Origin of the sequence: Xanthomonas sp. BRIP62415, from assembly GCF_003993515.1 — a bacterium.
Lineage (GTDB): Bacteria > Pseudomonadota > Gammaproteobacteria > Xanthomonadales > Xanthomonadaceae > Xanthomonas > Xanthomonas euroxanthea.
This window is the reverse complement of sequence record NZ_QEZH01000037.1, coordinates 215229-240216: the sequence shown is the minus strand read 5'-3', so window position 1 is coordinate 240216 and position 24988 is coordinate 215229. Positions and strand designations below refer to the sequence as shown.

Genomic DNA, 24988 nt, shown 5'->3' with positions numbered 1-24988 from the left:
TTGGCGCTGCCTGACGCCATGCCGGCACTGCCCCCTTGACCGGCGTCGCCTGCACGGGCCAGTCTCGGGGACTGGCGCGGCGGGGAGTCGTGCCGCTGGCCTTCAACGGAGAACCGCCGTGGACCGTCGTACCTTCCTCACCCTGTCAGGCATCGGTGCTGCAGGACTGCTGCTGCCGAACACGCGCCTGATCGCGGCCGAGCAGTTGCTCACACCCAACGATGCCGCGCGCAGCCGTCGCTTGTCCGATACCGCGCTCAGCACCGCCAAGGCGGCTGGTGCCAGTTATTGCGATGTGCGCGTGGGCCGTTATCTGCGCCAGTTCGTGATCACCCGCGAGGCGCAGGTGGAGAACGTGGTCAATGCCGAATCCAGTGGCGTTGGCGTGCGCGTGCTGGCCGATGGCGCCTGGGGGTTTGCGGCCACCAATACGCTGACCAGCGATGGCGTGGCCACCGCCACGCGCCAGGCGGTGGCGATCGCCAAGGCCAACGCGCGGCTGGGCGGTGCGCCGGTGCAGCTGGCGCCGGTGACGCCGGCCGGGCAGGTGCAATGGCGCACGCCGATCAAGAAGAACGCGATGGAAGTGCCGCTGGGCGACAAGGTGGCGCTGCTGATGGACGTCAACGCGGCGGCGTTGAATGCCGGTGCGACCTTCGTGGCCTCGCGCATGTTCGCGATCAACGAGCAAAAGTATTTCGCCAGCACCGACGGCTCCTACATCGACCAGGACGTGCACCGGTTATGGCTGCCGTTCACCGTTACTGCGGTGGACAAGGCCAGCGGCAAGTTCCGCACCCGCGACGGGCTGTCGGCGCCGATGGGCATGGGCTACGAATATCTCGACGGCGATGCCAGCCAGAAGCACCAGCTGCCAGGCGGGCTGATCGGCTACGGCCACAGCTACGATGCGCGCGAGGATGCGATCGCCGCCGCCAAGCAGGCGCGCGCCAAACTCACCGCACCATCGGTGAAGGCCGGCAAGTACGATCTGGTGATCGACCCGAGCAACCTGTTCCTCACCATCCACGAGTCGGTGGGCCACCCGCTAGAGCTCGATCGCGTGCTCGGCTACGAGGCCAACTACGCCGGTACCAGCTTCGCCACGCTGGACAAGCGCGATGCCGGCTATCGCTGGGGCAGCGATGCGGTGACCTTCGTCGCCGACCGCACCCAGCCCGGCAGCCTGGGCGCGGTGGGGTACGACGACGAGGGCGTCAAGAGCAAGCAATGGGAGCTGGTGAAGGACGGCATCCTGGTCGACTACCAGTGCACGCGCGATCAGGCGCATCTGCTCGGCAAGACCGCCTCCGATGGCTGCAGCTATGCCGACTCGTGGTCCAGCGTGCAGTTCCAGCGCATGCCCAACGTCTCGCTGGCGGCAGGCAAGACGCCGCTGGCGGTTGCCGACATGATCAAGAGCGTCGAGCGCGGGTTGTACATCCACGGGCGTGGCTCGTATTCGATCGATCAGCAGCGCTACAACGCGCAGTTCGGCGGGCAGTTGTTCTACGAAATCGAAAACGGCCAGGTCACGCGGCTGGTGGAAGACGGCGCCTACCAGATCCGCACGCCGGAGTTCTGGAACGCCTGCAGCGCGGTCTGCGACCAACGCGACTTCCGCCTGGGCGGCTCGTTCTTCGATGGCAAGGGCCAACCCAGCCAGGTATCAGCGGTCTCGCACGGGTCGTCCACGGCGCGCTTCGATGGCATCAACGTGATCAACACCGCGCGTGCGTTGGGTTGAGAGCGGCTAATAGTGATGTCGATTCTTAGCGTTGTTGGGTGCGATCAAAAGCTTGGTTAGTCGAGTGCGCGGTGCCCTCGCCGCTCGCGGGACACGCCGCAAGTACGTCCATGTAGGCTCGGTGGCGGCATCCATGCCGCCACACGGTCCCGCAATCGGCAAGGACACCGCACCAGAGAGTGATTCGGTTGCTTTTTTTGAAGCCTCAGGTTGATCGCCTCGCGTTGCGAAGATGATCCGCGGCGTTATTCAACAACGCACGTCATGCTTTGCTCTCACTATGCGTACCGACCCTCTCGACTGGTCCTTGCCCGCTCACCGTCGCGGGACCTTACGCGGCATGGATGCCGCGTAAGAGCCTACACGGACGTACTTGCGGCGTGTCCTGCGATGGTGGGCGGGCAAGGGCCCAGCAGCAACCCCGCAGACCATCGTTTCGTTTTCAGCCGCCGTGGCCCATGTGAACAGCGACTGCGCGTGATGGCATGCGCGCGTGCATGCCACGATCGCCAGCGAGAAAGGCACGCGTGGTATCGATCGCACCGAGGGCAACGCGATGAGGCAGCACCACACGCAGCCAGCCGCGCTCGCCACATGTGCAGGCCTGCTGCGCCACCGGGTTCAGGCACGTGTTGCGTTTGCAGACCTACCCCTGCCGAAAGTCATTTGACGCAGCGTTCATCGCCCGGCAAGAATCGGCGATACCGTGCAGATAGCGATCTGTGCGTCACCACACTACCTGCGCGCCGCGCGGGATCATTGGGGAGTTGCCGTGCAGCGACGTGATTTCCTGGCCCTGACCGGGCTGACCATGGGCGGGCTGGTGGTGCCGGCCTACTTCGGCAAGGCGATCGCCGCCGAGCAGTTGGTGACGCAACTGGATGTGGGCCGCAAGAAGCGCCTGGCCGATGCCGGCCTCAACGCCGCGCGCCAGGCCGGTGCGAGCTATTGCGATGTGCGCATCGGCCGCTATCTGCGCCAGTTCGTCATCACCCGCGAGGACAAGGTGCAGAACGTGGTCAACACCGAATCCATCGGTGCCGGCGTGCGCGTTCTGGTGGCCGGCGCCTGGGGCTTTGCCGCCACCAACGTGCTCACCGAGCAGGGCGTGGCCAAGGCCGCGTCGCAAGCCGCCGCGATCGCCAAGGCCAATGCCAAGGTGCAGGGCACGCCGGTGCAGCTGGCGCCGACGCCGGGCGTGGGCGAGGTCAGCTGGAAGACGCCGATCAGCAAGAACGCGATGGAAGTGCCGATCAAGGACAAGGTGGACCTGCTGCTGGGCGTCAACGCTGCCGCCACCGCGGCCGGCGCCAGCTTCGTCAACTCGATGCTGTTCGTGGTCAACGAACAGAAGTACTTTGCCAGCACCGATGGCTCGTACATCGACCAGGACGTGCACCGCATCTGGGCGCCGCTGAGCGTGACCGCCATCGACAAGGCCAGCGGCAAGTTCCGCACCCGCGACGGCTTGTCCGCGCCGATGGGGCTGGGCTACGAGTATCTGGATGGCGCCGCCTCGGGCAAGTTCGTCTCGCCCAACGGCGTGGTCAATTACGGCCTGTCCTACGACATGAAGGAAGACGCGATTGCCGCGGCCAAACAGGCGCAGGAAAAGCTCAAGGCGCCCTCGGTCAAGCCGGGCAAGTACGACCTGGTGCTGGACCCCTCGCACACCTGGCTGACCATCCACGAGTCGGTCGGCCATCCGCTGGAGCTGGACCGCGTGCTCGGCTACGAGGCCAACTACGCCGGCACCAGCTTCGCCACGCTGGACAAGCTCAAGGCCGGCTTCCAGTACGGCAGCGACAAGGTGCATATCCTGGCCGACAAGCTCCAGCCCGGCAGCCTGGGCGCGGTGGGCTACGACGATGAGGGCGTCAAGACCAAGCAGTGGGACCTGATCCGCGACGGCAAGCTGGTGGACTATCAAGCCATCCGCGACCAGGCGCATATCCTCGGCAAGACCGCCTCCGACGGCTGCTGCTATGCCGACTCGTGGTCCAGCGTGCAGTTCCAGCGCATGGCCAATGTGTCGCTGGCCGCCGGCAAGACACCGCTGAGCGTGAGCGAGTTGATCAAGGACGTGGAAAACGGCATCTACATCATCGGCGACGGCTCGTTCTCCATCGACCAGCAGCGCTACAACGCGCAGTTCGGCGGCCAGCTGTTCTACGAGATCAAGAACGGCGCCATCACCCGCATGCTCGAGGACGTGGCCTACCAGATCCGCACGCCGGAATTCTGGAATGCCTGCAGCGCCGTGGCCGATCAACGCGACTACCGCCTGGGCGGCTCGTTCTTCGACGGCAAGGGCCAGCCGAGCCAGTCCTCGGCAGTCTCGCATGGCTCGTCCACCGCCCGTTTCGACGGCATCAACGTCATCAATACCGCCCGCTCGCTCGGCTGACAGGAGAAACCCATATGAGCATCCTTACCGAAGCGCAGGCCAAGGCCATCCTGGACAAGGTCATCAAGCTGTCCAAGGCCGACGAGTGCACCGCCACGCTCAGCGGCTCGATCGACGGCAACATCCGTTTCGCACTGAATAACGTGTCCACCAGCGGCATCGTCGACAACACCGACCTGCAGGTGCAGGTGGCGTTCGGCAAGCGCGTGGGCGTCGCCACCATCAACGAGTTCGACGACGCCGCGCTGGAGCGCGTGGTGCGGCGCGCCGAAGACCTGGCACGACTGGCGCCGGAAAACCCGGAATTCATGCCGGCGGTGGACAAGCAGACCTACCGGCCCAGCCCCACCTTCAGCGACTCCACCGCCGCCATCGACCCGGCGTTTCGCGCGCAGGTGGCTGCCGATTCGATCGCGCCGTGCAAGGGCAAGGGCCTGATCGCGGCCGGTTTCCTGGAAGATGGCCAGAGCTTTACCGCGTTCGCCAACAGCAAGGGCAACTTCGGCTACCAGCGCGGCGCGCGTTTCGACTACACCTGCACCGTGCGCACCGAAGACGGCCGCGGCTCGGGCTGGGTGGGGCGCAACCTGAAGGATGCCGCCGACTTCAAGGCCGAGCAGGACATCCGCATCGCCATGCGCAAGGCCAGCGATTCGTCCGAAGCCAAGGCGCTGGAGCCGGGCAAGTACACGGTGATCCTGGAGCCGGCAGCGGCAGCAGGATTGATCTCCTTCATGATGCGCTACTTCGATGCGCGCATGGCCGACGAAGGCCGCAGCTTCCTGTCCAAGAAGGGCGGCGGCAACAAGCTGGGCGAGCAGGTCTACGACCCGCGGGTGAACATCACCGCCGACCCGTGGGATGCGCGTGCCGCCGTGCTGCCGTGGGACGAGGAAGGCCTGCCGCGCGAGAAGATGGCCATCGTGGAAAACGGCAAGATCGCCAATCTGCAGTATTCGCGGTTCTGGGCGCAGAAGAACGGCAAGCGCGCCGTCGGCGAGCCGGGCAACCTGCTGATGGCCGGTGGCGACAAGAACATCGCCGAACTGGTGCGCGGCACCGAGAAGGGCATCCTGGTCACGCGCACCTGGTACATCCGCATGGTCGACCCGCAGACCGTGCTGCTGACCGGGCTGACCCGCGACGGCACCTTCTACATCGAGAACGGGCAGATCAAGTACCCGGTGAAGAATTTCCGCTTCAACGAATCGCCGATCATCATGCTCAACAACATCGACGAGCTGGGCAGGCCGGTGCGCGTGGCCGGCGATGAATCCAGCTACGTGATGATGATTCCGCCGATGCGGCTGCGCGACTTTACGTTTACCTCGTTGTCGGATGCGGTGTGAGTCGGAGCCGGGAATCGGGAGTGGGGATTCGGGAATCGGAAAGCAGAAGCCGCTCTTTGCAGACTGATACTTTGCAGGCGCTCGCGCTTGCGGCTCCCGTTCACGGTCTCACGGCTCCCCTTTCGCGACGCCATTTCCTCGGTCTGCTGCTCGGTAGTGCCGCAACGCTGGCACTGCCGCTGCAGGCGCGGGCGGCGGGCAACTACGATTTCTGGTTTACGCGGCTGCGTTACGATTCGGGCGATTGGGATGTGGATGCGCGCATGCCGTCCAACCTGATCACCTCGCTGATCGACTACACCCAGCTGCGCGTGGACCCGCAGGAGCACGTGCTGGACCTGGCCGATCCGCGCATGCTGCAGGCACCGTTCTGCTACCTGTCCGGGCACAAGCTGGTGGAGTTCAATCCGGCCGAGCGGCGCAACTTCGAACGCTATGTGCGCAATGGCGGGTTCGTGTTCGTGGACGATTGCAACCACGATATCGACGGCCTGTTCGCCACCTCGTTCGAGGCGCAGATGGCAACGATCTTCGGCAAGAGCGCATTGCAGAAGCTGCCCAAAAGCCACCGTCTGTACAGCGCATTCTTCAAGTTCCCCGACGGCCCGCCGGCCACCAGTTTCGAGCTCAATGGCTGGGGCGACGATCTGGTGCACGATTATCTCAGGGGCATCAGCATCGATGGCCGGCTCGGCGTGTTGTACAGCAACAAGGACTACGGCTGCGAATGGGATTACGACTGGCGCAACAAGCGGTTTCTGGCCGAAGACAACACCAAGTTCGCAGTGAACATCGTGATGTATGCATTGACCAACTGAAATCGATCCGCAGGAGCGCGCTTGCGCGCGATGAGGCTTTATCGGTAACGCCACATCGCGCGCAGGCGCGCTCCTACAGGAATCACGCGAGATTTTCCCAGGCACGACACCACCGCCAACCGCCCGCCGTCGCATACCCAAGCCGCGCACGCCTTTTTAGGAGCGCGCTTGCGCGCGATGAAGACTGACCGGTAACGCATCGCGCGCAGGCGCGCTCCTACGCCAGCAGCCAGACAACGAGACATCCCCCATGACTTCCCCCAGCGACGACATCCTCACCGCACAGCTCTCCCAACTCGGCGCGCTGCGTGCGGCCCTGGCCCAGGCGGTGGTGGGCCAGGACGCGGTGGTGGAGCAATTGCTGATCGGCCTGCTGGCCGGCGGCCACTGCCTGCTGGAAGGCGCGCCCGGCCTGGGCAAGACGCTGCTGGTGCGCTCGCTGGGGCAGGCGCTGGAGCTGCAGTTCCGCCGCGTGCAGTTCACCCCCGACCTGATGCCCAGCGACATCCTCGGCACCGAGTTGCTGGAAGAGGATCACGGCACCGGGCATCGGCAGTTCCGGTTCCAGCAGGGCCCGATCTTCACCAACCTGCTGCTGGCCGACGAGCTCAATCGCACCCCGCCCAAGACCCAGGCCGCGCTGCTGGAGGCGATGAGCGAGCGCACGGTGAGTTATGCCGGCACCACCTATGCGTTGCCGGCGCCGTTCTTCGTGCTGGCCACGCAGAACCCGATCGAACAGGCCGGCACCTATCCATTGCCGGAAGCGCAGCTGGACCGCTTCCTGCTGCATGTGCGGGTGGATTACCCCAGCGAGCAGGAAGAGCGCGACATCCTCACCCAGACCACCGGCACCACCAGTGCGCAGGTGCCCAGGGTGATGGATGCCGACAGCGTGCTGGCGCTGCAGCAACAGGTGCGGCACGTGCATGTGGGCGCGGACCTGCTGACCTGGATCAATCGCCTGGTGCGGGCCAGCCGCCCCGGCCCGCAGGCCAGCGAGGAGGTGCGCCAGTGGATCAAATGGGGCGCAGGCCCGCGCGCCGGGCAATCGCTGGTGCTGGCGGCCAAGGCGCGTGCGTTGTTGCACGGCCGCCTTGCCGCCACCCGCGAGGACGTCACCGCGCTGGCCGCGCCGGTGATGCGCCATCGCCTGTTGCTGTCGTTCGCGGCCGAGGCCGAACAACGCAGCGCCGACGATGTGGTCGCCGCGCTGCTGCGCGCCGTGCCGTTCCCGGCGTGAGGCGCGCGGCAACGTGAGCGAGGACGTGCCGGCACTGCTTCCTGCCGAGCTGCGCAGCCGCTTGCGTGGCCTGCAGCTGCGCGCGCGGCATGCGCAGGGCGCGCAGGGCATCGGCCAGCACGCCAGCCGCAGCCGCGGCGCCGGGCTGGAATTCTCGCAATACCGCGCGTACGAACCCGGCGATGCACTGCGCCAGATCGACTGGAAGCTCTACGCCCGCTCGGACCGCTTCTTCGTGCGCGAAGCAGAGCGCGAGAGTCCGCTGACGCTGTGGGTGTTGCTCGATGCCACCGCCTCCGCCGGCCAGGCCGATCAGGCGCGCCCGCAGGTCACGCGCCTGCAGGCGATGGCGACCCTGGCCGCGTGCGCTGCCGACGTCGCGCTGCGCCAGGGCGACCAGGTCGGCCTGTTCGCCGTGCATGGCGGCGGCCTGGTCGCCGTGCCAGCCGCTGGCGGGCCGCGCCAGCGCGACCGGCTGTGGCTGGCCCTGCACGGGCTGCGCGCCGGTGGGCGCTGGCCGGGCATGGACGCAGTGCGTCCGCTATGGGAACGCATTGCCGCACACACCCTGGTGCTGTCGATTGGCGACGGCTTCGACGAAGAACTGCTCGGCGCCCTGGAAAAACTCGCCGCCGCACGCCGCGAGGTGATGCAGCTGCAGGTGCTGACCTGCGACGAACGCGATTTCCCTTTCAACGGCGGGCATCGCTTCCGCGACCCGGAAACCGGCGAAGAACTGCTTGGCGATGGCGCCGCGATGCGCGCGGCGTATCTGCAACGCTTCGGCGCGGCCCAGCGCGCGCTGCAGGCGCGCTGGCAGGCCGCCGGCATTGCGCACGCGGTGCATTATCTGGATGCGCCACCGGATGCGGCATTGCGCGCGTTGTTTGCGCACGGTGCGCGGCGATGAGCCGGCGCACCGGCGCGACCGCCGCAGCTGAGGGGGCGCAGCGGTGAACCTGCTTCTGCTGTTCCCCGCCGGCCTGGCCGCGTTGGCCGCGTTGCTGCTGCCGATGCTGATCCATCTGGCCCGACGCAGCGAACACCGCCCCACCGACTTTGCCGCACTGCGCTGGCTGCGCGCGCTGCCGCGCCCCCGGCACCGCGTGCGGTTCGACGAATGGCCACTGTTGCTGGTGCGCCTGCTGTTGCTGGCCGCCATGGCCCTGCTGCTGGCCGAGCCGGCGTTGCGCGAGCACCGGCAGGCGCGCCCGCGCATCGCGGTCAGCCCCGGCGTGGATCTGGCCGCCGCCCGGGCACTCACCCACGCGGCCAACGCGCAGTGGGTCTGGCTGGCGCCAGGCTTCCCGCCGATCGCTGCCGATGCGGCACGCCCACCCGCCACGCCCGCCGGCACCGCGCCGCCGGTCGGCAGCCTGCTGCGCGAACTCGATGCCAGCCTGCCGCCGGAGACCGCGCTCAGCGTGATCGTGCCCAGCCAGTGGGGGCCGCTGGATGCGCAACGCCTGCAGCTGTCGCGCAACGTGCAGTGGCAGGTGTTGCCCGGCCAGTCGCCGGCGGCCGCCGTGGCGGCCGTTCCACCGTTGCGGCTGCAGGCCATCGCCGACGCTCCCGCCGACCCGGCCCTGCGTTATCTGCGCGCCGTCCATGCCGCCTGGGCACTGCCCGGCGCACTGCCGGTGGGCAGGCCCGCGGACGCAGCGCCGGCACGCTGGCCGGCCGGCACGGTGGTGGCCTGGCTGTCGCAGCGGCCACCGCCGGCACCGGTCATCGCCTGGGTCGCCGCCGGCGGGCAACTGCTGCTCGCGGCGCAGACGCCGGCCCCGCCCGCACTCGCCAACCCGCTGCAACCGCTGCTGCAGGATGCACACGGCGCCCCGCTGATCGACGCCAGCGCCGTCGGCCGCGGCCGCCTGCTGCGCTGGGCCGCGCCACTGCAGCCGCAGCAGCTGCCGGCGCTGCTGGAGGCCGATTTCCCCACCCGCCTGCACGACGCCCTGCAGTCGGTACCCGCACCACAGCGCGCGCTGGCGCAGACCCAGCAGCCGCAACGCGGCCCCGCCATCCGCCTGGCCAATGCCCCCCGGCCGCTGGCGCCGTGGCTGATCGGCCTGGTGCTACTGCTGTTTGCGGTCGAACGCTGGCTGGCCACCGCGCCGCGCCGGGGCACCGCGGCATGAGCACGCCTGCCCTGCACCGCGCATGGCAGGCCGCGCGACGGCGGCAGGCCGCAGGCGTGCTGCTGTGCGGGCTGCCGCTGGCCGTGCTGCCGGCGCTGCTGGCCTGGCGCGCCGGTGCGCAGCCGGCGCTCCTGCCGATGTTGCTGGGCCTGCTGGGCCTGCTGGTGCTGCTCGGCGTGGCAGTGCTGGCGGCACGCCGGCTCGACCAGGCCTGGCTGGTCCGCCGGCTGGATCGCGATGCGGATCTGGAAGACAGCAGCGACCTGCTGTTCGCCCCGCCCGGGCAGCTCGGCCCATTGCAGGCCCTGCAACGCCAGCGCCTGGAACAGCGCCTGCGCAGCACGCCGCGCGACCTGCGCCCGGCCTGGCCCTGGCGGCGCGGCTGGCCGTGGAGCCTGCTCGGCCTGCTCGCCTGCGCCGCCGTGCTGCTGTGGCCGCACTCCGCCCACCGGCCCACGGCAGGCAAGGACCGGATCGCCGCCGCCGGTGCCAACACCGGCGCCCCCACGCTGGGTCAGGCCCGGCTGCACAGCACCCCGCCCGCCTACACCGGCCTGCCGCCCACCCGCCTGCCCGGCCTGGATGCGCGCGTGCCGGCCGGCACCCGGCTGCACTGGCAGCTGCAGGTCAGCCCGGCCCCGCGCAGCGTGGCGCTGCGGCTGACCGACGGACGCAGCATCGCGCTGGCCCGGCAGGGCACTACTGATCACTGGCAGGGCCAGTGGATCGCCGAGCGCGCCAGCCTGTACCGCATCCTCATCGACGGCGTGCCGGCCGACCGCCGGCTGCACCGCCTCGACGTGCTGCCGGACCGCCCGCCGCAGGTGCGCGTGCTGGCGCCCGAACAGAGCCTGGTGCTGCGGACGCCCTCCAATGGCGGCTGGACGCTGCGCTTCGAGGCCAGCGACGACTACGCGGTGGCCGCCAGCGCCGAGCTGCGCCTGACCCTGGCCCAGGGCAGCGGCGAGAACATCACCTTCACCACCCAGCGCCGCACGCTCGGCGGCAGCGGCCCGGCCAGGCTGCGCGGCTTTTCCACCACGCTGCAGCCGCAGGCGCTGGGCATGGCGGCCGGCGACGACCTGATCGCCCAGCTCATCGTTCACGACACCCGCCAGCCCGGGCCGCAGGAAGGCCGCAGCGCCAGCGTGATCCTGCGCTGGCCACCGCCGGAGCAGACCATGGCCGCCGGCCTGGAGGCCAGCGTCAAGCAGACCTTGCCGGCCTACTTCCGCAGCCAGCGCCAGATCATCATCGACGCCGAGGCACTGCTGAAGGAAAAACCGCGCCTGGACGCGGCCACCTACCTCAAGCGCGCCGACGCCATCGGCGTGGACCAGCGCCTGCTGCGGCTGCGCTACGGCCAGTTCCTGGGCGAAGAGAGCGAAGGCGCGCCCAAGGGCCCGCCGACCGCCGACGCCCCGCCCACCAGCGACACCCCGGCCGACGATCTGCCCACCGCCGACATGCCCACCGCGGATGCACCGGCCGCCCCTGCGGCGGCGGCGCCCGCGCCCGCGCCCGCCCGGGACGAACACGGGCACGATGCGCACGACCATGCCACCGACGCAGGCGCCGCCGCGCTGGACGACCACGACCATGCGCACGGCGACGGCGGGCCCGAACGCCACGGCTTCGGCCAGGCGCAGGATGTGCTGTCCGAGTTCGGGCACACCCACGACCATGCCGAAGCCGCCACCTTGCTCGACCCGCAGACCCGCGCGTTGCTGCGCGCCGCGCTGGACCAGATGTGGCAGTCCGAGGGCGAGCTGCGCCAGGGCCACCCCGAACGCGCCTTGCCGTTTGCCAACAAGGCGCTGGGCTTCATCAAGCAGGTGCAGCAGGCCGAACGCATCTACCTGGCGCGGGTCGGCACGCAGTTGCCGCCGATCGACCCCGGCCGGCGCCTGAGCGGCGACCGCGCCGGCCTGGGCGACCGTGCCGCCGGCCTGGACACCCGCCCGGATCCGGATCCATCCGCGCTGCAGCTATGGGACGCGCTGGGCGAACAGGCGCCGGTCCCGGATGCCGCCCTGGCCCGCTACGCGCAGTGGCTGCAGAGCCAGCAGGACCGCCTGCCCGATCCGCTGAGCCTGGCCGCCGCGGTGGAAACCCTGCGCGCCGAACCGGGCTGCGCCAGCTGCCGCGCCCAGCTGCGCGCCCAGGTCTGGCGCACGCTCGTTGCCCCGCCGGCCCCGGTTCGCCGTCGCCCCACGCCGGACGCGCGCGGCCAGCGTTATCTGGATGCCCTGCGCCAGGAGTCGCCACCATGACGCTTTCGCTGCCCTGGCTGGTCGGCAGTGCCTTGCTGCTGCTGGTGCTGCTGAGCGGGTGGCGGCTGTTGCGCGCGCATGCGCGGCAGCCCCATGCGCGCTTGCGGCTGTGGCTGTTGCTCGCCGCCCAGCCGCTGCTCGCCGGCCTGCTCTACCCGGTGCTGCTGCCACCGCCGCGCGCCGGCAGTGCAAGCGAGCTGCATGTCGCCACCGCCGGCACCCAGGCGGATCAGGTTCGCCCCAATGCCGCGCCGTGGGTCGCGCTGCCCGAGGCGCCCGCCTTGCCAGGCGTGACTCGCATGCCGGATCTGGCCACCGCGTTGCGGCGTGCGCCCGGCACCACCGCGCTGGTCGTGCATGGCAGCGGCCTGCTCGCACGCGACCGCGACACCCTGCGCATCCCGGTGCGGCTGGCGCTGACCCCGGCGCCGGCAGGCCTGGTCGCCGTCTCCACGCCGCCCCCGGTCGCACCCGGCGAACGCATCGCGATCAGCGCGCGCGTGCAGGGGCTGCCGGGCGCGCGGGTGGAGCTGCTGGATCCCGCCGGGCAGGTGGTCGACACCGCTGCCGCCGATGCGGGCGGCCAGGTGCAGCTGCGTGGCCTGGCGCGCGCACCCGGGCAGGTGGTGTTCGCACTGCGCCTGCGCGATGCCGCAGGCGCAGAACGCGGCCGCGTGACGGTGCCGGTGCTGATCGCCGCAGTGCCGCCCGCACGCATGCTGGTGCTGGCCGGCGCCCCGCAGCCGGACCTGAAATACCTGCGCCGCTGGGCCAGCGATGCCGGCATGCAGGTGCGCAGCCAGATCGCCGTCGGCCCCGGCGTGCAACTGGGCGAGGGCGCTGCACTGGATGCCGCCAGCCTGGATGCGCTGGACCTGCTGGTCATCGACCAGCGCCGCCTGGTCGTCCTGGGCAACGCACAGCGCCAGGGCGTGCGCGCTGCGATCGGCCGCGGCCTGGGCGTGCTGGTCCGCACCGACGGCCCCGTGGATGCGGCCGCCCGCGCCGCGCTCGGCGCGCTGGGCCTGGCGGTGACAGGCGGCAGCAGCAGCGCCGCGGTCGCCGCGCCACTGGCGCTGGCAGCACCCGGCGCCAGCAATCCCACCGCAGCGCCGGCCGACGCCACGTCCCTGCCGCCGCTGCAACGCCGCGAGCTGCAAGCGCAGGACGCCGACGTGGTGACCGCCGCACGCGCAGACGACGGCAGCGCGTTGGGCTGGTGGCGCCAGCAAGGCCGCGGCCGCATCGGCATCGGCCTGGTCGAAGACAGCTTCGCCCTGGTGCTGGCCGGCCGCAGCGACCTGCATGCCGCGCTATGGGCGCAGCTGTTCGGTGCGGTCGCACGCGCCGGCGGCACGGCGCCCGCTGCGGTGCAGACAGGCTGGTCGCACCAACGCATGGCGCTGTGCGGTGTCGCCGCAGACGCGCATGTCACCGACCCCACCGGCCGCTCCCAGGCGCTGCTGATCGATGCCGCCAGCGGCGCCCGGACCTGCGCCGGCTACTGGCCGACCAGCGCAGGCTGGCATCGCCTGCAGACCGGCACACAACAGCGCTGGCTCTATGTGCGCGCGCCCGGCGGTGCCTCCGCGCTGTACACCCAGCAAACCCGCGACGCCACCGTTGCGATGGCCGCCTTCGACGCGCGCGCAGGCATCGGCACGCCTACATCGCTACCCGGTACCCGCTGGCCCTGGCTGCTGGCCTGGCTCACGCTGGCCGCAGCCCTATGGTGGCTGGAACGACGCCAGCGCTGACTGCCGCAGCGCAAGGCCACATCGGCGCAGGATCGCGTGCGGTGCTGCTCCCAGACAGTCGCACCTGACATGCATTGAGTTGAAAACAGTGGCGCTGCAACATCGGCAGACGATCGGCAACACACTCACCGCGACTGCCGCGACCACACCCGGCAACAATTGTTCGCCGGCAACGCCACGTCGTCGATCAGCTGCAACCCCACCGACGCCGCCAGTGCGTCCACTGCTTCGGCATCGCGGATTCCCGACGCAGGGTCGCGCACGCGCAACATCGCATCGAATGCGCGGTTGCTCTCGCTGGTGAATTGCCCATGGCGGTTGAACGGCCCATACACCACCAGCAGCGCATCCGGCGCCATCACCGCCGGCAACCCGGCAAACAAGACCTGCACCTGCGGCCAGCCCATGATGTGCAAGGTGTTGGCGCTGTAGACCGCGTCATAGCCGGCAGGCACGCCGGCCCGCGCGGGCGGCAATGGCGGGGTGGGCGCCAGGCCGGGCGTCGGCGTCAACACCGCCTGCAATGCAATCGGTGGCGGCGTGTTCGGCAGTGCCGCCTCGTCCAGCCACTGGCTCATTCCCGGCAGATGATCGGCATGGTCGCTGGCCTGCCAGCGCAGCCACGGCATCGCCGCCGCAAAGTGCACAGCGTGCTGCCCGGTCCCCGCACCAATTTCCAAGACATTGCGACGGTCGGCAACGTGTCGTTGCAACACCTCCAGGATCGGGTCGCGGTTACGCGCAGAGGCGGGAGAAAAGGGCTTGGTCATGAAAAACATCCGGGAAGAGCGAACGCGATTGTCGCGCGCGCAGACGGCGGCGTGCAGCCACACGACTGGATCGATGCAATGCCAGGCCAGCATGCGGGTGCCAGTGCATCAGTACAGGCCTGCAAATCCTGCGGTTCTTGCAGGTTGCCGGGATGGCGCGTACGCCCACCCGCCGCGCGGTGTGCAGCATCGCCGTGCGTTACGTCAACGCGCCGCAGGCAGCGCCTCATACGCACGTCGCACCGCATCCTGGCCATACCGTCGCTCCAGGCGGCGCACGATGAAGTGCCCGCGCGCCATTGCCTGGAAGTGGCGCATGAACACCGTATTGAGCGTGGCGCCGCTGACCGCTCCGACCAGCGGCACGGCCTGCACGGCGAGTTTTTCGCCGACATTGACCGAGAACTTGGCCGCAACACGCGACACCAGCGATACCAGCACCGGCGCGCCCTTGCTGGCAAACCCTTGCGCGGCAACGTAATGCGCCGCGGCGCTGAGTTGTTGCGCCATCGCCGCGCGCACCGCGAAGTAGCCCGATTCGGCGCCGTCGTCGCCGACACTGCGCCCGCCATGCGCCAGCACTTCCAGGCAGGCCAGCGCGGTCTCCGGATCGTGCAGCGATTCGCCCTCGGAACGGGCGATATCGGCGATGGAGCGCAGCATCACCGTGGTGGTCACCGGCAGCTCCACCAGCAGGCCGGGCAGGCCGAAGAATCCGCCCGCACCACCGGCGACGGCCACCGCCATGGTGTGGCGTGCGGTGGACGCGGGCTGTTGCGCATCGGTGCTGCCACGCAGGCTCAGTAATGCCGATTTCATCGCCACCTGCAGCGCGCGGCGGGTGACGCCATCGATGCTGCGGGTGACCAGTTTCGGTAGCCGCCGGGTCATCAGGTTCTCGATCGGTGCGCCCAACGCATTGGCCAGCTGGGCTGCCACACCGGGGTTTTCCAGCAGCGCGTGCGCGGTGGCCAGATCGCGTTGCGCGGCAACGTCCATCACCGTTATCGGAAGCGTCGTCATGCCTGCTCTTCAGTTGTTGGGCTCGCGCCGATGGTACCCAGCGCCATGTGAGCGCCGGACGAGCGAACCCGGCAGTCAGGAAAAAGCATTCTGCAATCGGCCGGCAAAATGCGCGATCATCTGGATCAGGCAGCCAATGCTGGTCAGATGAATCGTGAGATCCGCCACAGCATCGTCATCGCGGCCGCACCGGAAGTGGTCTGCGTCGCGTTGTCCGAGCCCATGCAGCTGGCCTGCTGGTGGACGCGCGAGGTAAGCCTGGTCGGGAACCGGGTGCGGCTGGAGTGGAGCCGGCAGGGCTGGCGGGTGGAGCTGAGCATCGACGACGGCGCCGACTACCGCCTGGTGCTGTGGCGCTGCCACGCCTCCAACATGCTCGACACCGATGCCTGGGAGGGCACGGTGATGCGCTTCGATCTGCATTCCACCAGCCAGGGCACGCAGGTGGAGTTCGCACACTCCGGCTATCGCGACTCGCCCTGCAGGGACGCCTGCGTCCGCGGCTGGCGCTTCTTCCTGGGCAGCAGCCTCAAACGCTATGTGGAAACCGGCCAAGGCATGCCCTCGGCCGATATGCGCGACCCCGAGCCGCACGGCCACGCGCCGCGCTAGCGGCGGCAACTGCAGGCACCCGGTGGCAGTGCGGCTGCACGGTCGCCACCGCTGCGCCGGACCACGGCCTTGCGTGCCAACCGCACAGGCGCACCGGTGACGGGCCCGGCCGCGCGTGCCGAGCCCGCCTACGCCGTGCGTGCCGGGCCGATGGACGGTGCCGTGCTGCCGGGCAGCTGCGCATCCACCGTCACCGGGCTGTCGGCGCGCAGCAAAGCGCGTGCCTCGGCATCGCTGGCCACCGCCGGCGGCGAGCCACGCAGCGGCAGGCCGGCGGTTTCGCGCACGAACAGCATGGTCACCAGGCCGATCGCCGCCGCGCCCATCAGGTAGTAGGCCGGCACCAGCGGGTCGCCGCTGCGCTCCACCAACCAGGCCGTCACCAGCGGCGTGGTGCCACCGAACAACGACACCGACACGTTGAAGGCGATCGACAGCGCGCTGTAGCGCACCGGCGTGTAGAACAGCGCCGGCAGCGTGGACGGCATCGAACTGGTGAAGCACACCAGCGCCAGGCCGAGCAGCATCAGGCCGGCGAAGATCAGCCCGTCGTGGCCGCTGCCGATCAGCAGCAGGCAGGGGATGGCCAGCGCGAACAGCGCGATGCAGGCACCGATGATCATCGGCCGGCGCCCCAGCCTGTCGCTGAACAGGCCGCCGACGATGTTGAGCGGCATCATCACCAGCATCACCAGGATGATCAGCAACAGGCCCTTGCTCTCGGCATAGCCCATGGTGACGCTGAGGTAGCTGGGCATGTAGGTCAGCAGCATGTAGTCGGTGACGTTGAAGACCAGCACCAGGCCCACGCACTTGAGCAGCTGCGGCCAATGCAGGCGCAGCATGGTCAGCAGGCCCTGCGCGGCGGTTTCCCGTTCGCGCTGTTCGGATTGCTCGGCATAGGCGCGAAACGCCGGGGTTTCTTCCAGCTTCATGCGCATGTACAGGCCCAGCAGCCCCAGCGGGCCGGCAATCAGGAACGGCACCCGCCAGCCCCAGTCGAGCATCTGCGCCGGGGTCACGGTCATGTGCAGCGCCGTCACTGTGGCCGCACCGGCGATGTAGCCGCCCAGGGTGCCGAATTCTAGCCAGCTGCCCATCAATCCGCGATTGCGGTCGGTGGCGTATTCGGCAATGAAGGTGGCCGCGCCGCCGTATTCGCCACCGGTGGAAAACCCCTGCAGCAGCCGCGCCAGCAACAGCAGCGCCGGTGCCCACAGGCCGATCTTGGCGTAGGACGGAATCAGGCCGATGCTGAAGGTGCCCAGCGCCATCAGGATCATGGTGGCCGCCAGTACCTTCTGCCGCCCGTAGCGGTCGCCGAGCGGGCCGAACACCAGCCCGCCGATCGGCCGCACCAGAAACGCAACGGTGAACGTGGCAAAGGTGGCGATCAACTGCGCGGTGGGATTGCTGGCCGGGAAGAACACCTGCCCCAGCGTCACCGCCAGATAGCCGTACACGCCGAAGTCGAACCACTCCATCGCATTGCCCAGCGCCGCAGCGCCCACGGCCTTGCGCAGCATGCCGCGATCCACCACCGTGACCTCGTCCAGTTGCAGTTGGCGGCGGCGCTTGAACCAACCGAAGTGCGAGGCAATTGCGCGCGTATCGTGCATATGTCGTGTCTCCAGGTGCGGCCATCGCTGCCCACTCGCCCTGGCAACGCACAGGACACGGCGCATCAGTCAGGCATGGCAATGGCACAGGCACTGGATGACGCCGGAGGCATTCCCGGACGGCCGCGTGAACTCAGCGACGCTGCGGGACAGACGACCAAGGGATGGGCAATGCCCAAGGGCTTGATCAGCCCGCTATGGTACTACAGCGCGCAGGTCGCTGCAGGCGGGATGCCGCCAGATGGCGAAAACCCGCTTGTTTCAAGGCATCTGGCGCAATGCGCGCCTGCATCGCGTCATGCATGCGCGAGCCATCTGCATGCCATGGCGAGCCATCGATCAGGCGCATTGCGCGCTAGACCGGCGCCTCACCCAGCTGCGACAGCAGCGGCTGCAGATCTTCGCGCGTCTGCGGGCGCACGGCGCGCGCCACTTCCACACCGTCGCGCAGCAGGATGATGGTCGGCCATAACGTGACGCGAAACGAGCGGCCCAGGGGCCGCCCTTTTCCATCTTCGACCTTGCGGTAGCCCAGCGCCGCAACGCCACCCAGCAACTTCTGCAGCAGCGGCTGCGCGGCGATGCAGTGGCCGCACCAGTCGGTGCCGAACTCCAGCACCTGCAGGCCGGCCTGTGCATCCACCTCGCTACGTTCGGGCGCCTGGGTGGCGTAGTCGCGAACAAACCCCATCGTCTCGCCGCTCCGGTGTGCTTACGACAATGCGCGCTGGATGTCTTCCAGCGGCAGGTTGGTCAGGTCCTTGGCCAGGTCGCCTACCAGGCGCTGTTGGGTTTCCTTGTGCAGCAGCGGGCGCACGCGGCCCAGCGTGGTCGGGTCGGCCACCAAGACCAGATGCGTGTACTCGTGCTTCAGCGCGCCATCGTTCAGGGCATGCGAGAGCTGCTTGGCAAAGGTCATCTCGTCCATGTCCGCCTCGCTGAGATCCTGCGGCGCCTTGCCGGCCGGGCCATCGTCGTCGACGTTCTGCACATCGGTGCGCGCGTGCTGGCGCAGCACCACGTTGGCTTCGTTGCCGGTATTGGTGAACCAGCGTGCTTCGCCGCCATCGGCCACCACCACCAACGCACCCTGAGGAATTTGCAGACTCATTCGATTCTCCTGATCAACAGCGGCGTTGCATGTGCAACGCCAGTCGGTCTCAACCTAGGTCAGAGGATGTAAGCACCGCGCCTAGTCGGTGTCAGCGTGGCGTTAGCGTGGCGCGGCCAGCGTCGGTGGCGGCAGGCCCAGGTGCTTGCTGAAGAAACGCGCGGCCACCCGCAGCGCCTGCTGGCTTTCCGGCAGCGCGTTGGTGAGGTGGAAGGCGTGGCCCAGCCCGTCCCACACATGCAGATCCGATTCACGGCCCAGATCCACCAGGCGCGCATGCGTGTAGGCGGCATTGCTCAGCTCGGCCGCACGCGTGGCGGTCAGAAACAGCGTTGGCGGGAACTGCTGCAGCACCGCATCGGAAAACACCGGCGACACCAGCGGGTCGTGGAAGTCCACGTTGTCGCCGTAGTACAGGTCTTCCCAGATCGGCAACGCACCGGCCTTGTCCGGCAACAAGGCATCGTTCACTGCCGCCACCACGATGCGCGAATCGCCGCGGTAGCGCGCATCGCCTGCGGCGCAGAACAGCCCGGCCGCTGCCGGCATCGGCAACTTTTCCTTGGCGAACCATGCCAGCGATTCGCCGGTGAGCACGCCGCCGGCCGAACACCCGAACAAGCCGATGCGCTCGGGCGCGTAGGTCTTGAGCGCGGCGCGATACACCGCCGCCACGTCCTCGCTGGCGGCCGGGAACTGGTGCTCGGGGCCCATCCGGTAATCCACCGCGACCACCGTCATGCCGGTCATTGCCGCCAGCGGAATGGCCTCCATCAACCCGAACGAGGCCGCGCTGCCCATCACGAAGCTACCGCCATGCAGTTCGATCAATACGCGCCTGGCCTGCTCGGGTGTGCGCGTGCGCGGCTCCACCCGCAGCACCGGCACGCCATTCCAGGTTTCGGGCGTGATCTCCACCGCGTAGCGCGTGCGCAGCTGCGCAATCACGCCCTTGGCCCACCGTTCGGTGTCGGCACGGATGCCCGGCAGTTGCTTGAGCAAGGTGGCGTTGTCGGCCTTGTCCAACGGATCGGCGCGGGCCACCCCCTTGGCCATATGCGCACGTGCGGCCGGGCTCAGAAACTCCGACACCGGCAGGTCGAATGCAGGCACGTGCCGGATGCCATCCGGAGCGGATGCGGTGGCCGGTGTGGCCGGCTCGGCGGCGGTTGCGTGCATGCTGCACGCGGTGCAGGCCAACGTGAGTGCTAGCGTTTTGTTCAACCAATGACGTGTCATGCGGTGCCCTCCCAGGCAAGTCGAACCGGCGAGGATAGCGCCAGCAGACGGCGCAGATGATGTGCTGGAAGTCGTGCAGACACGCGCGTTGCATGTAACGACGCGATGTAACGCAAATGCGGCAACTACGCACATTGCAGCGTGCAATCAGGCCACCGCATCAAACGTACGCAAGCGGTCGGCATCGCAGGCAGCGCACGCGTCGCCCTGCATCCGCGCGAACATCGCGGTGCCGCAAGCATCAGCACCAACACTGCGCAGGCCGGTGCATCGCCGCCGGCACCGGGTCCAGCGGCATCGATGCATCGCACTCAGGCGGCAGGTGCCGACGCCGCAGTTGGCAGATGCTGCAACGCCTGCAACGTGGAGGTGGTCAGCGGCGACGGCAGCGCGTCCAGCGCAAACCAGCCGATGTCGGCAATCGCCTCGGGCTCGCGCCGCACGGCGTGCTCGCTGCCCTGGATCGCGGCCAGATACACCGGCGCGACCCAATGCTGCGGCGGCGCCAGGTCCGGCTCGAAGTAGCTGACGATGCACAGCACGGCCTGCAGCTGCACGTGCAGGCCGGTTTCTTCCAGCACTTCGCGCACCACGGCATGTTCCACCGTTTCCATCCAGTCCACCTTGCCGCCGGGCAGGCCCCAATGGCCTTGCTCGGGCGCACGCCCGCGCTGCACCAGCAACAGGCGGCCATCGGCGCGGCGGATGAACGCGCCGCATCCGACGCGTGGACGAAGATCGCTATCGATTGCGCTGGACATAGGCATCCCGAAGGTGTGGCGCCGTAGTGTCCCAGATGTGCGGCAGGCAGGCGCCACCCCGATGATCGGCAACGGGCTGACCGAAAGGATCGTGGGCGACGGTCTACCTTGCATCTGCGCCTTGCACGCTGGTAGCGAGGGCCGAGGGATGCCAGCGCCGCTGCGCGATGCCGCCGGATCGATGCAGTGCATCGCCTGCGGGTGGTTGCGTGATGCGCAGGGTGGTCGCGATGCCGCTGCACTGCGTGCGTCACCGCCCCATCGCATCCGGACATCCACGCACCGCATGCCGGGAAACAGCGTTTGGCCATGCGCCTGCGCGGCCGATAACGCTGCCTTAGCGCCCTGTTGGCGAGGATGCGGGCAGTCCGCGCCGCGAGGGCGCGCCATCTTGGAGGTTGGGATGTCTCGTATCGTGTTGATCGGCGGCCATGGCAAGGTCGCACGCCTGCTCACGCCGCTGCTGGTGCGCGGCGGGCATTCGGTGACTGCACTGTTTCGCAATCCTGCGCACGCAGACGATGTGATTGCTGACGGCGCCACCCCGCAGCTGTTCGATATCGAACAGGCCGACACCGACGCCATCGCCGCGCAGCTGGCCGGCCACGATGCGGTGGTGTGGTCGGCAGGCGCCGGTGGCGGCAATGCCGCGCGCACCTACGCGGTAGACCGCGATGCGGCGATCCGCTCGATGCACGCCGCCGAGCAGGCCCGCGTGCGCCGCTACGTGATGGTGTCCTATCTCGGCGCCGGGCTGGAACACGGCATTGGCCCGGACGATGCCTTCTTCGCCTACGCGCAGGCCAAGGCTGCGGCCGATGCGCACCTGCGCACTACGCCGCTGGACTGGACCGTGCTGGGGCCGGGGCGCCTCACCCAGGACCCGCCCTCGGGCCGCATCACCCGTGATCCGGGCGGCGATGCCGACGGCGGCGTGTCGCGTGCCAACGTCGCGCAGGTCATCGCAGCGGCATTGGCGCTGCCGGCCACCATCGGCAAGACGGTGGGCTTCATCGACGGGCAGACGCCGATCCAGCAGGCCTTGTCGCAGCTGGAATGAACGCCAGGCCTATCGCGATGCCTGCGCGGGGCGCACAGTGGGCCTGCCTAACGAATTCCTAAAGCCGGCCTCGACATAGTCGCGGGCGCAGTCCTTGTGGAGGTCGCTCATGTCTGCAGTTGTCACCCCACGCCGTGCCGGCATCCTGCCGCCGTATCTGCTGGACCATGTGGCCCAGGCCGCACCCGAGCGTGCGCGGCAGTGCGCGCGGTTGTCCCGGCAGATCACCGCCCAGCTGCGGCAGCAGCGCGCGCTCGGCCTGCTCGCACGCACCCGGCCGTCGGCCGCCGATGCAGCGAGCGCGCCCACTGAGCAAGCAGTGCAGCGGCAGATCTACGATGCGCAGCAAGGCACCGCACTGCCCGGCACCCTGGTCCGTGCCGAAGGCGCGGCCGCCACCGACGATGTGGCAGTGACCGAGGCCTACGACTATCTCGGCGCCACGCACGCCTTCTTCCAGACCGTGTACGCGCGCAATTCCATCGACGGCGACGGCATGCCGTTGATCGGCACCGTGCATTACGAGCGTGGCTACGACAACGCCTTCTGGAACGGCGAGCAGATGGTGTTCGGCGATGGCGACGGCGAAATCTTCAACCGCTTCACCATCGCCATCGACGTGGTGGGCCACGAGCTGACCCACGGCGTCACCGAGCGCACCGCCAACCTGATCTACCAGGACCAGTCCGGTGCCTTGAACGAGTCGCTATCGGATGTGTTCGGCGTGTTGATCAAGCAGTACACATTGCAGCAGCAGGCCAGCGAGGCGGACTGGATCATCGGCGCCGGCTTGCTGATGCCCGGCATCAACGGGTTGGGCCTGCGCTCGATGCGCGCGCCCGGCACGGCCTACGACGACCCGGCGCTGGGCAAGGATCCGCAACCGGCCAGCATGGACGGCTTTGTCGACACCCAGGAGGACGATGGCGGCGTGCACTACAACTCCGGCATTCCCAACCACGCGTTCTATCGCGCTGCCGTGGCCATCGGTGGTTACGCATGGGAGAAGACCGGCCGCATCTGGTACCGCGCGCTCACCGGCGGCGAGCTGGCCGCCGGCGCGGACTTCGCCACCTTTGCCGCGCTCACCGTCCGCATCGCCGGTGCGGACTATGGCGCCAGCAGTGCCGAGGCAACCGCGGTGCAACAGGCCTGGCGCGACGTGGGCGTGCTCACATGAGTGCACAACGTCCGCCGGTGGAAGCAGGCGTGACCTTGCGGCTGGCCCGCGAAGGCGGGGTGGCCGCCTTCCCCGCCATGCGGCGCGAACGGCAGCTGGTGATGGATGAGCTGGACGATGCCCAGCGCCTGCAGCTGCGCAGCGTGCTGGACCAGTGCCTGGCGCATGCGCTGCCGCGCCCGCAGGCCGGTGGTGGCGATCGCCGCTATTTCAGCATTGCCTGGGACGGCGCCAGCGAGCCGCTGCGCATCCCCGAAGAACATGCACCGGCCGCGATCGTGCGGCTGTGGAAACAGGGCACGCTGTAGCGCGGTGATGCCGTAATGCACCGCCTGTGACATCGCGCGCGTGTGCCCGTCCCCGTGCACAAACAAAAACACCGCGCCATGCGCGGTGTCTTCGTATCGAAAGTGGTCCAACTGCGGATGCCTGCACCCTTTAAGCTGCCTAGATGCTCTAGGGCTGCACAGCTGGTGACGCATAGTGCTGCCTGCTGCGTTAGCGCCACGTGCAGCGCAGTGGTCAGCTGGAAGACACGCCGCTCATCCCCGCAGTGCAGCATGGCAGTGCCGGTGTGCGGGTCTGCTCGCACCGCGCGCCACGCACGCCTGCATTGCCGTCAACAGCGGCTTCGCGGATAGTCGCTGCACCGATCAGACGACCCCTGGACCTCCGTGATTGTGTTGCTGCTTGCTGCCGGACTGCTTGCCGGCCTGGGACTGGCCGGCGTCATCGCATGGCTGCTGCTGCGCCAACGTGCGCGCAGCGCCAGCGCTGCGGCCGCGCCTGCCGCCACCGACACCGGCCTGCAGGACGCACCCGCGGCGGCCGCGGCCGCGGCCGTGCACACGCACGGGCAGGCACAGGCGCAGCGCGCGGCTACACCCCACCCCCTGCTGTGCGGGCCGCCGCCGATGCAGCCGCTGCTGCGCCGCATGTATGCCGCAGTGATGTCCAACCCGTCGCTGGCCGAGGGCCGCCTGCCCACCGACCCGGCCCAGGCCGCGGTGCTGGATGCGGTCGGCGCTGCGCTCGCCCATGTCGACCTGCGCCCGCAGCTGTTGCCACGCCGCCCGCAGTTGTTGCCGCAGCTGATGCGCGCGGTCAACGACCCGGATGCCTCCGGCCGCGGCATCGCCGCGATCATCGCGCAGGACCCGGCGCTGGCCGCCAACCTGCTGCGCATCGCCAACAGCGCGCTGTACCGCCCGCAGGGTGGTCCGCTGGAAAGCCTGGAGCGGGCCGTGGTGCATATCGGCACCGAGGGCGTGCGCCAGATCGTCGCTGCCGCCGTCATGCAGCCGGTGCTGAGCCTGGAGGGCGGCCTCTACGCGCGCCTGCCGGCCGCGGTATGGGATTACGCCCTGCGGACTGCCGCCGCCGCGGCTGCCTACATGCGCGAGCGCGCCGGCGATACCTTGGCCGCGCAGCTGGCCGGCCTGCTGCAGGGCCTGGGTGCGGTGGTGATCCTGCGCGTGCTGCGCGATGCCTACGCCGAGCGCCCCAGCGTGCCCTATAGCCTGGAGGTGGCCGCCGTGCTGGTCGAGCGCCATACCGCCGCCGTCGCCAAGACCATCGCCACCACCTGGGAGCTGCCCGCCGCGCTGGGCACCGCGCTGGACGAGCAACGCCCCGGGCACGACACCACCCTGCTCACCAGCTCGCTCGGCATGGCGCTGCGGTACGGCCGGCTGGCCGCCGCGCTGGCCATGCTCGCCCGCCACGGCGCCGAGCAGCAGGAGCACGCGCTGAGCGTGCTGTCCACGCTGGAGCCGGACCACGCCGCCAATGCCGCGCTATGGCAGCGGCTGGTCGCCGCCAGCGTGGAGTGAGGCCGGCCCGGTCGCCGCAGGCCGGGCACGCGCACGCGCGCAGGCA

At 69.1% G+C, this 24988-nt stretch carries 21 protein-coding genes; 14 read left to right on the top strand and 7 right to left on the bottom strand.

The window, feature by feature from the left end:
* Positions 1-118: 118 nt before the first annotated feature.
* The 9 genes from EO141_RS20390 to EO141_RS20340 all read left to right on the top strand — a co-directional run bounded on the left by EO141_RS20390 (position 119) and on the right by EO141_RS20340 (position 13735).
* Positions 119-1747 carry a TldD/PmbA family protein gene (locus tag EO141_RS20390; RefSeq protein WP_164739347.1) on the top strand — a complete coding sequence of 543 codons (1629 nt, stop codon included), beginning with the start codon at positions 119-121 and terminating at the stop codon, positions 1745-1747.
* A gap of 772 nt (positions 1748-2519) precedes the next feature.
* On the top strand, positions 2520-4154 hold the full coding sequence (locus EO141_RS20375; RefSeq protein WP_164739346.1) for a TldD/PmbA family protein: 1635 nt from the start codon (positions 2520-2522) through the stop codon (positions 4152-4154).
* 14 nt (positions 4155-4168) lie between these two features.
* The gene (locus tag EO141_RS20370; RefSeq protein ID WP_119127218.1) at positions 4169-5503 is read left to right on the top strand and encodes a TldD/PmbA family protein; all 1335 of its coding nucleotides are present in this window, start codon (positions 4169-4171) and stop codon (positions 5501-5503) included.
* Entirely contained in the window at positions 5500-6321 is an 822-nt protein-coding gene (locus EO141_RS20365; RefSeq protein WP_127170104.1) for a DUF4159 domain-containing protein, read from the top strand. The genes EO141_RS20370 and EO141_RS20365 overlap by 4 nt, the downstream gene beginning before the upstream one ends.
* Before the next feature lie 250 nt (positions 6322-6571).
* Complete coding sequence (locus EO141_RS20360; protein ID WP_104650120.1) at positions 6572-7564, top strand: MoxR family ATPase; 993 nt, start codon at positions 6572-6574, stop codon at positions 7562-7564.
* Between the two features lie 13 nt (positions 7565-7577).
* Entirely contained in the window at positions 7578-8474 is an 897-nt protein-coding gene (locus tag EO141_RS20355; protein ID WP_127170103.1) for a DUF58 domain-containing protein, read from the top strand.
* Between the two features lie 43 nt (positions 8475-8517).
* A complete protein-coding gene (locus EO141_RS20350; protein ID WP_127170102.1) occupies positions 8518-9705 on the top strand; it encodes a BatA domain-containing protein in 1188 nt (395 codons plus the stop codon).
* Entirely contained in the window at positions 9702-11978 is a 2277-nt protein-coding gene (locus tag EO141_RS20345) for a DUF4175 domain-containing protein (RefSeq protein ID WP_164739345.1), read from the top strand. Before EO141_RS20350 ends, EO141_RS20345 begins: the two co-directional genes overlap by 4 nt.
* Positions 11975-13735 (top strand): carboxypeptidase regulatory-like domain-containing protein, encoded by a 1761-nt coding sequence (locus EO141_RS20340; protein ID WP_127170100.1) that lies wholly within the window; start codon positions 11975-11977, stop codon positions 13733-13735. Before EO141_RS20345 ends, EO141_RS20340 begins: the two co-directional genes overlap by 4 nt.
* A gap of 125 nt (positions 13736-13860) precedes the next feature.
* Here EO141_RS20340 and EO141_RS20335 read toward each other — a convergent pair whose 3' ends face one another.
* Positions 13861-14505 carry a DUF938 domain-containing protein gene (locus EO141_RS20335; protein WP_127170099.1) on the bottom strand — a complete coding sequence of 215 codons (645 nt, stop codon included), beginning with the start codon at positions 14503-14505 and terminating at the stop codon, positions 13861-13863.
* Between the two features lie 204 nt (positions 14506-14709).
* Complete coding sequence (locus tag EO141_RS20330) at positions 14710-15504, bottom strand: EcsC family protein (protein WP_127170186.1); 795 nt, start codon at positions 15502-15504, stop codon at positions 14710-14712.
* A 171-nt stretch (positions 15505-15675) separates the two neighbouring features.
* On the opposite strand from EO141_RS20330, the gene EO141_RS20325 reads away from it, so the two are divergent.
* Positions 15676-16140 (top strand): SRPBCC domain-containing protein, encoded by a 465-nt coding sequence (locus tag EO141_RS20325; protein WP_104586134.1) that lies wholly within the window; start codon positions 15676-15678, stop codon positions 16138-16140.
* Positions 16141-16268: 128 nt separating this feature from the next.
* Here EO141_RS20325 and proP read toward each other — a convergent pair whose 3' ends face one another.
* The 5 genes from proP to EO141_RS20300 form a co-directional block, all read right to left on the bottom strand.
* Positions 16269-17759 carry a glycine betaine/L-proline transporter ProP gene (proP, locus tag EO141_RS20320; RefSeq protein ID WP_104586093.1) on the bottom strand — a complete coding sequence of 497 codons (1491 nt, stop codon included), beginning with the start codon at positions 17757-17759 and terminating at the stop codon, positions 16269-16271.
* Between the two features lie 355 nt (positions 17760-18114).
* Positions 18115-18450, bottom strand: coding sequence for a thioredoxin family protein (locus tag EO141_RS20315; RefSeq protein WP_127170098.1), 336 nt, complete (start codon positions 18448-18450; stop codon positions 18115-18117).
* A 21-nt stretch (positions 18451-18471) separates the two neighbouring features.
* Positions 18472-18870: a host attachment family protein gene (locus EO141_RS20310; RefSeq protein ID WP_104586097.1), complete on the bottom strand. Its 399-nt coding sequence runs from the start codon at positions 18868-18870 to the stop codon at positions 18472-18474.
* A 102-nt stretch (positions 18871-18972) separates the two neighbouring features.
* Positions 18973-20049, bottom strand: a complete 1077-nt coding sequence (locus EO141_RS20305; RefSeq protein ID WP_184630900.1) for an alpha/beta hydrolase — start codon at positions 20047-20049, stop codon at positions 18973-18975.
* A 371-nt stretch (positions 20050-20420) separates the two neighbouring features.
* A complete protein-coding gene (locus EO141_RS20300) occupies positions 20421-20876 on the bottom strand; it encodes an NUDIX domain-containing protein (protein WP_127170097.1) in 456 nt (151 codons plus the stop codon).
* Positions 20877-21273: 397 nt separating this feature from the next.
* On the opposite strand from EO141_RS20300, the gene EO141_RS20295 reads away from it, so the two are divergent.
* From EO141_RS20295 to EO141_RS20280, 4 genes are all read left to right on the top strand, one after another.
* A complete protein-coding gene (locus EO141_RS20295) occupies positions 21274-21930 on the top strand; it encodes an SDR family oxidoreductase (protein ID WP_119127208.1) in 657 nt (218 codons plus the stop codon).
* Positions 21931-22039: 109 nt separating this feature from the next.
* Positions 22040-23110 (top strand): M4 family metallopeptidase, encoded by a 1071-nt coding sequence (locus tag EO141_RS20290; protein ID WP_127170096.1) that lies wholly within the window; start codon positions 22040-22042, stop codon positions 23108-23110.
* Entirely contained in the window at positions 23107-23418 is a 312-nt protein-coding gene (locus EO141_RS20285; RefSeq protein ID WP_104586106.1) for a protealysin inhibitor emfourin, read from the top strand. The genes EO141_RS20290 and EO141_RS20285 overlap by 4 nt, the downstream gene beginning before the upstream one ends.
* Positions 23419-23784: 366 nt before the next feature.
* Positions 23785-24942 carry an HDOD domain-containing protein gene (locus EO141_RS20280; RefSeq protein WP_164739343.1) on the top strand — a complete coding sequence of 386 codons (1158 nt, stop codon included), beginning with the start codon at positions 23785-23787 and terminating at the stop codon, positions 24940-24942.
* Positions 24943-24988 lie beyond the last annotated feature (46 nt).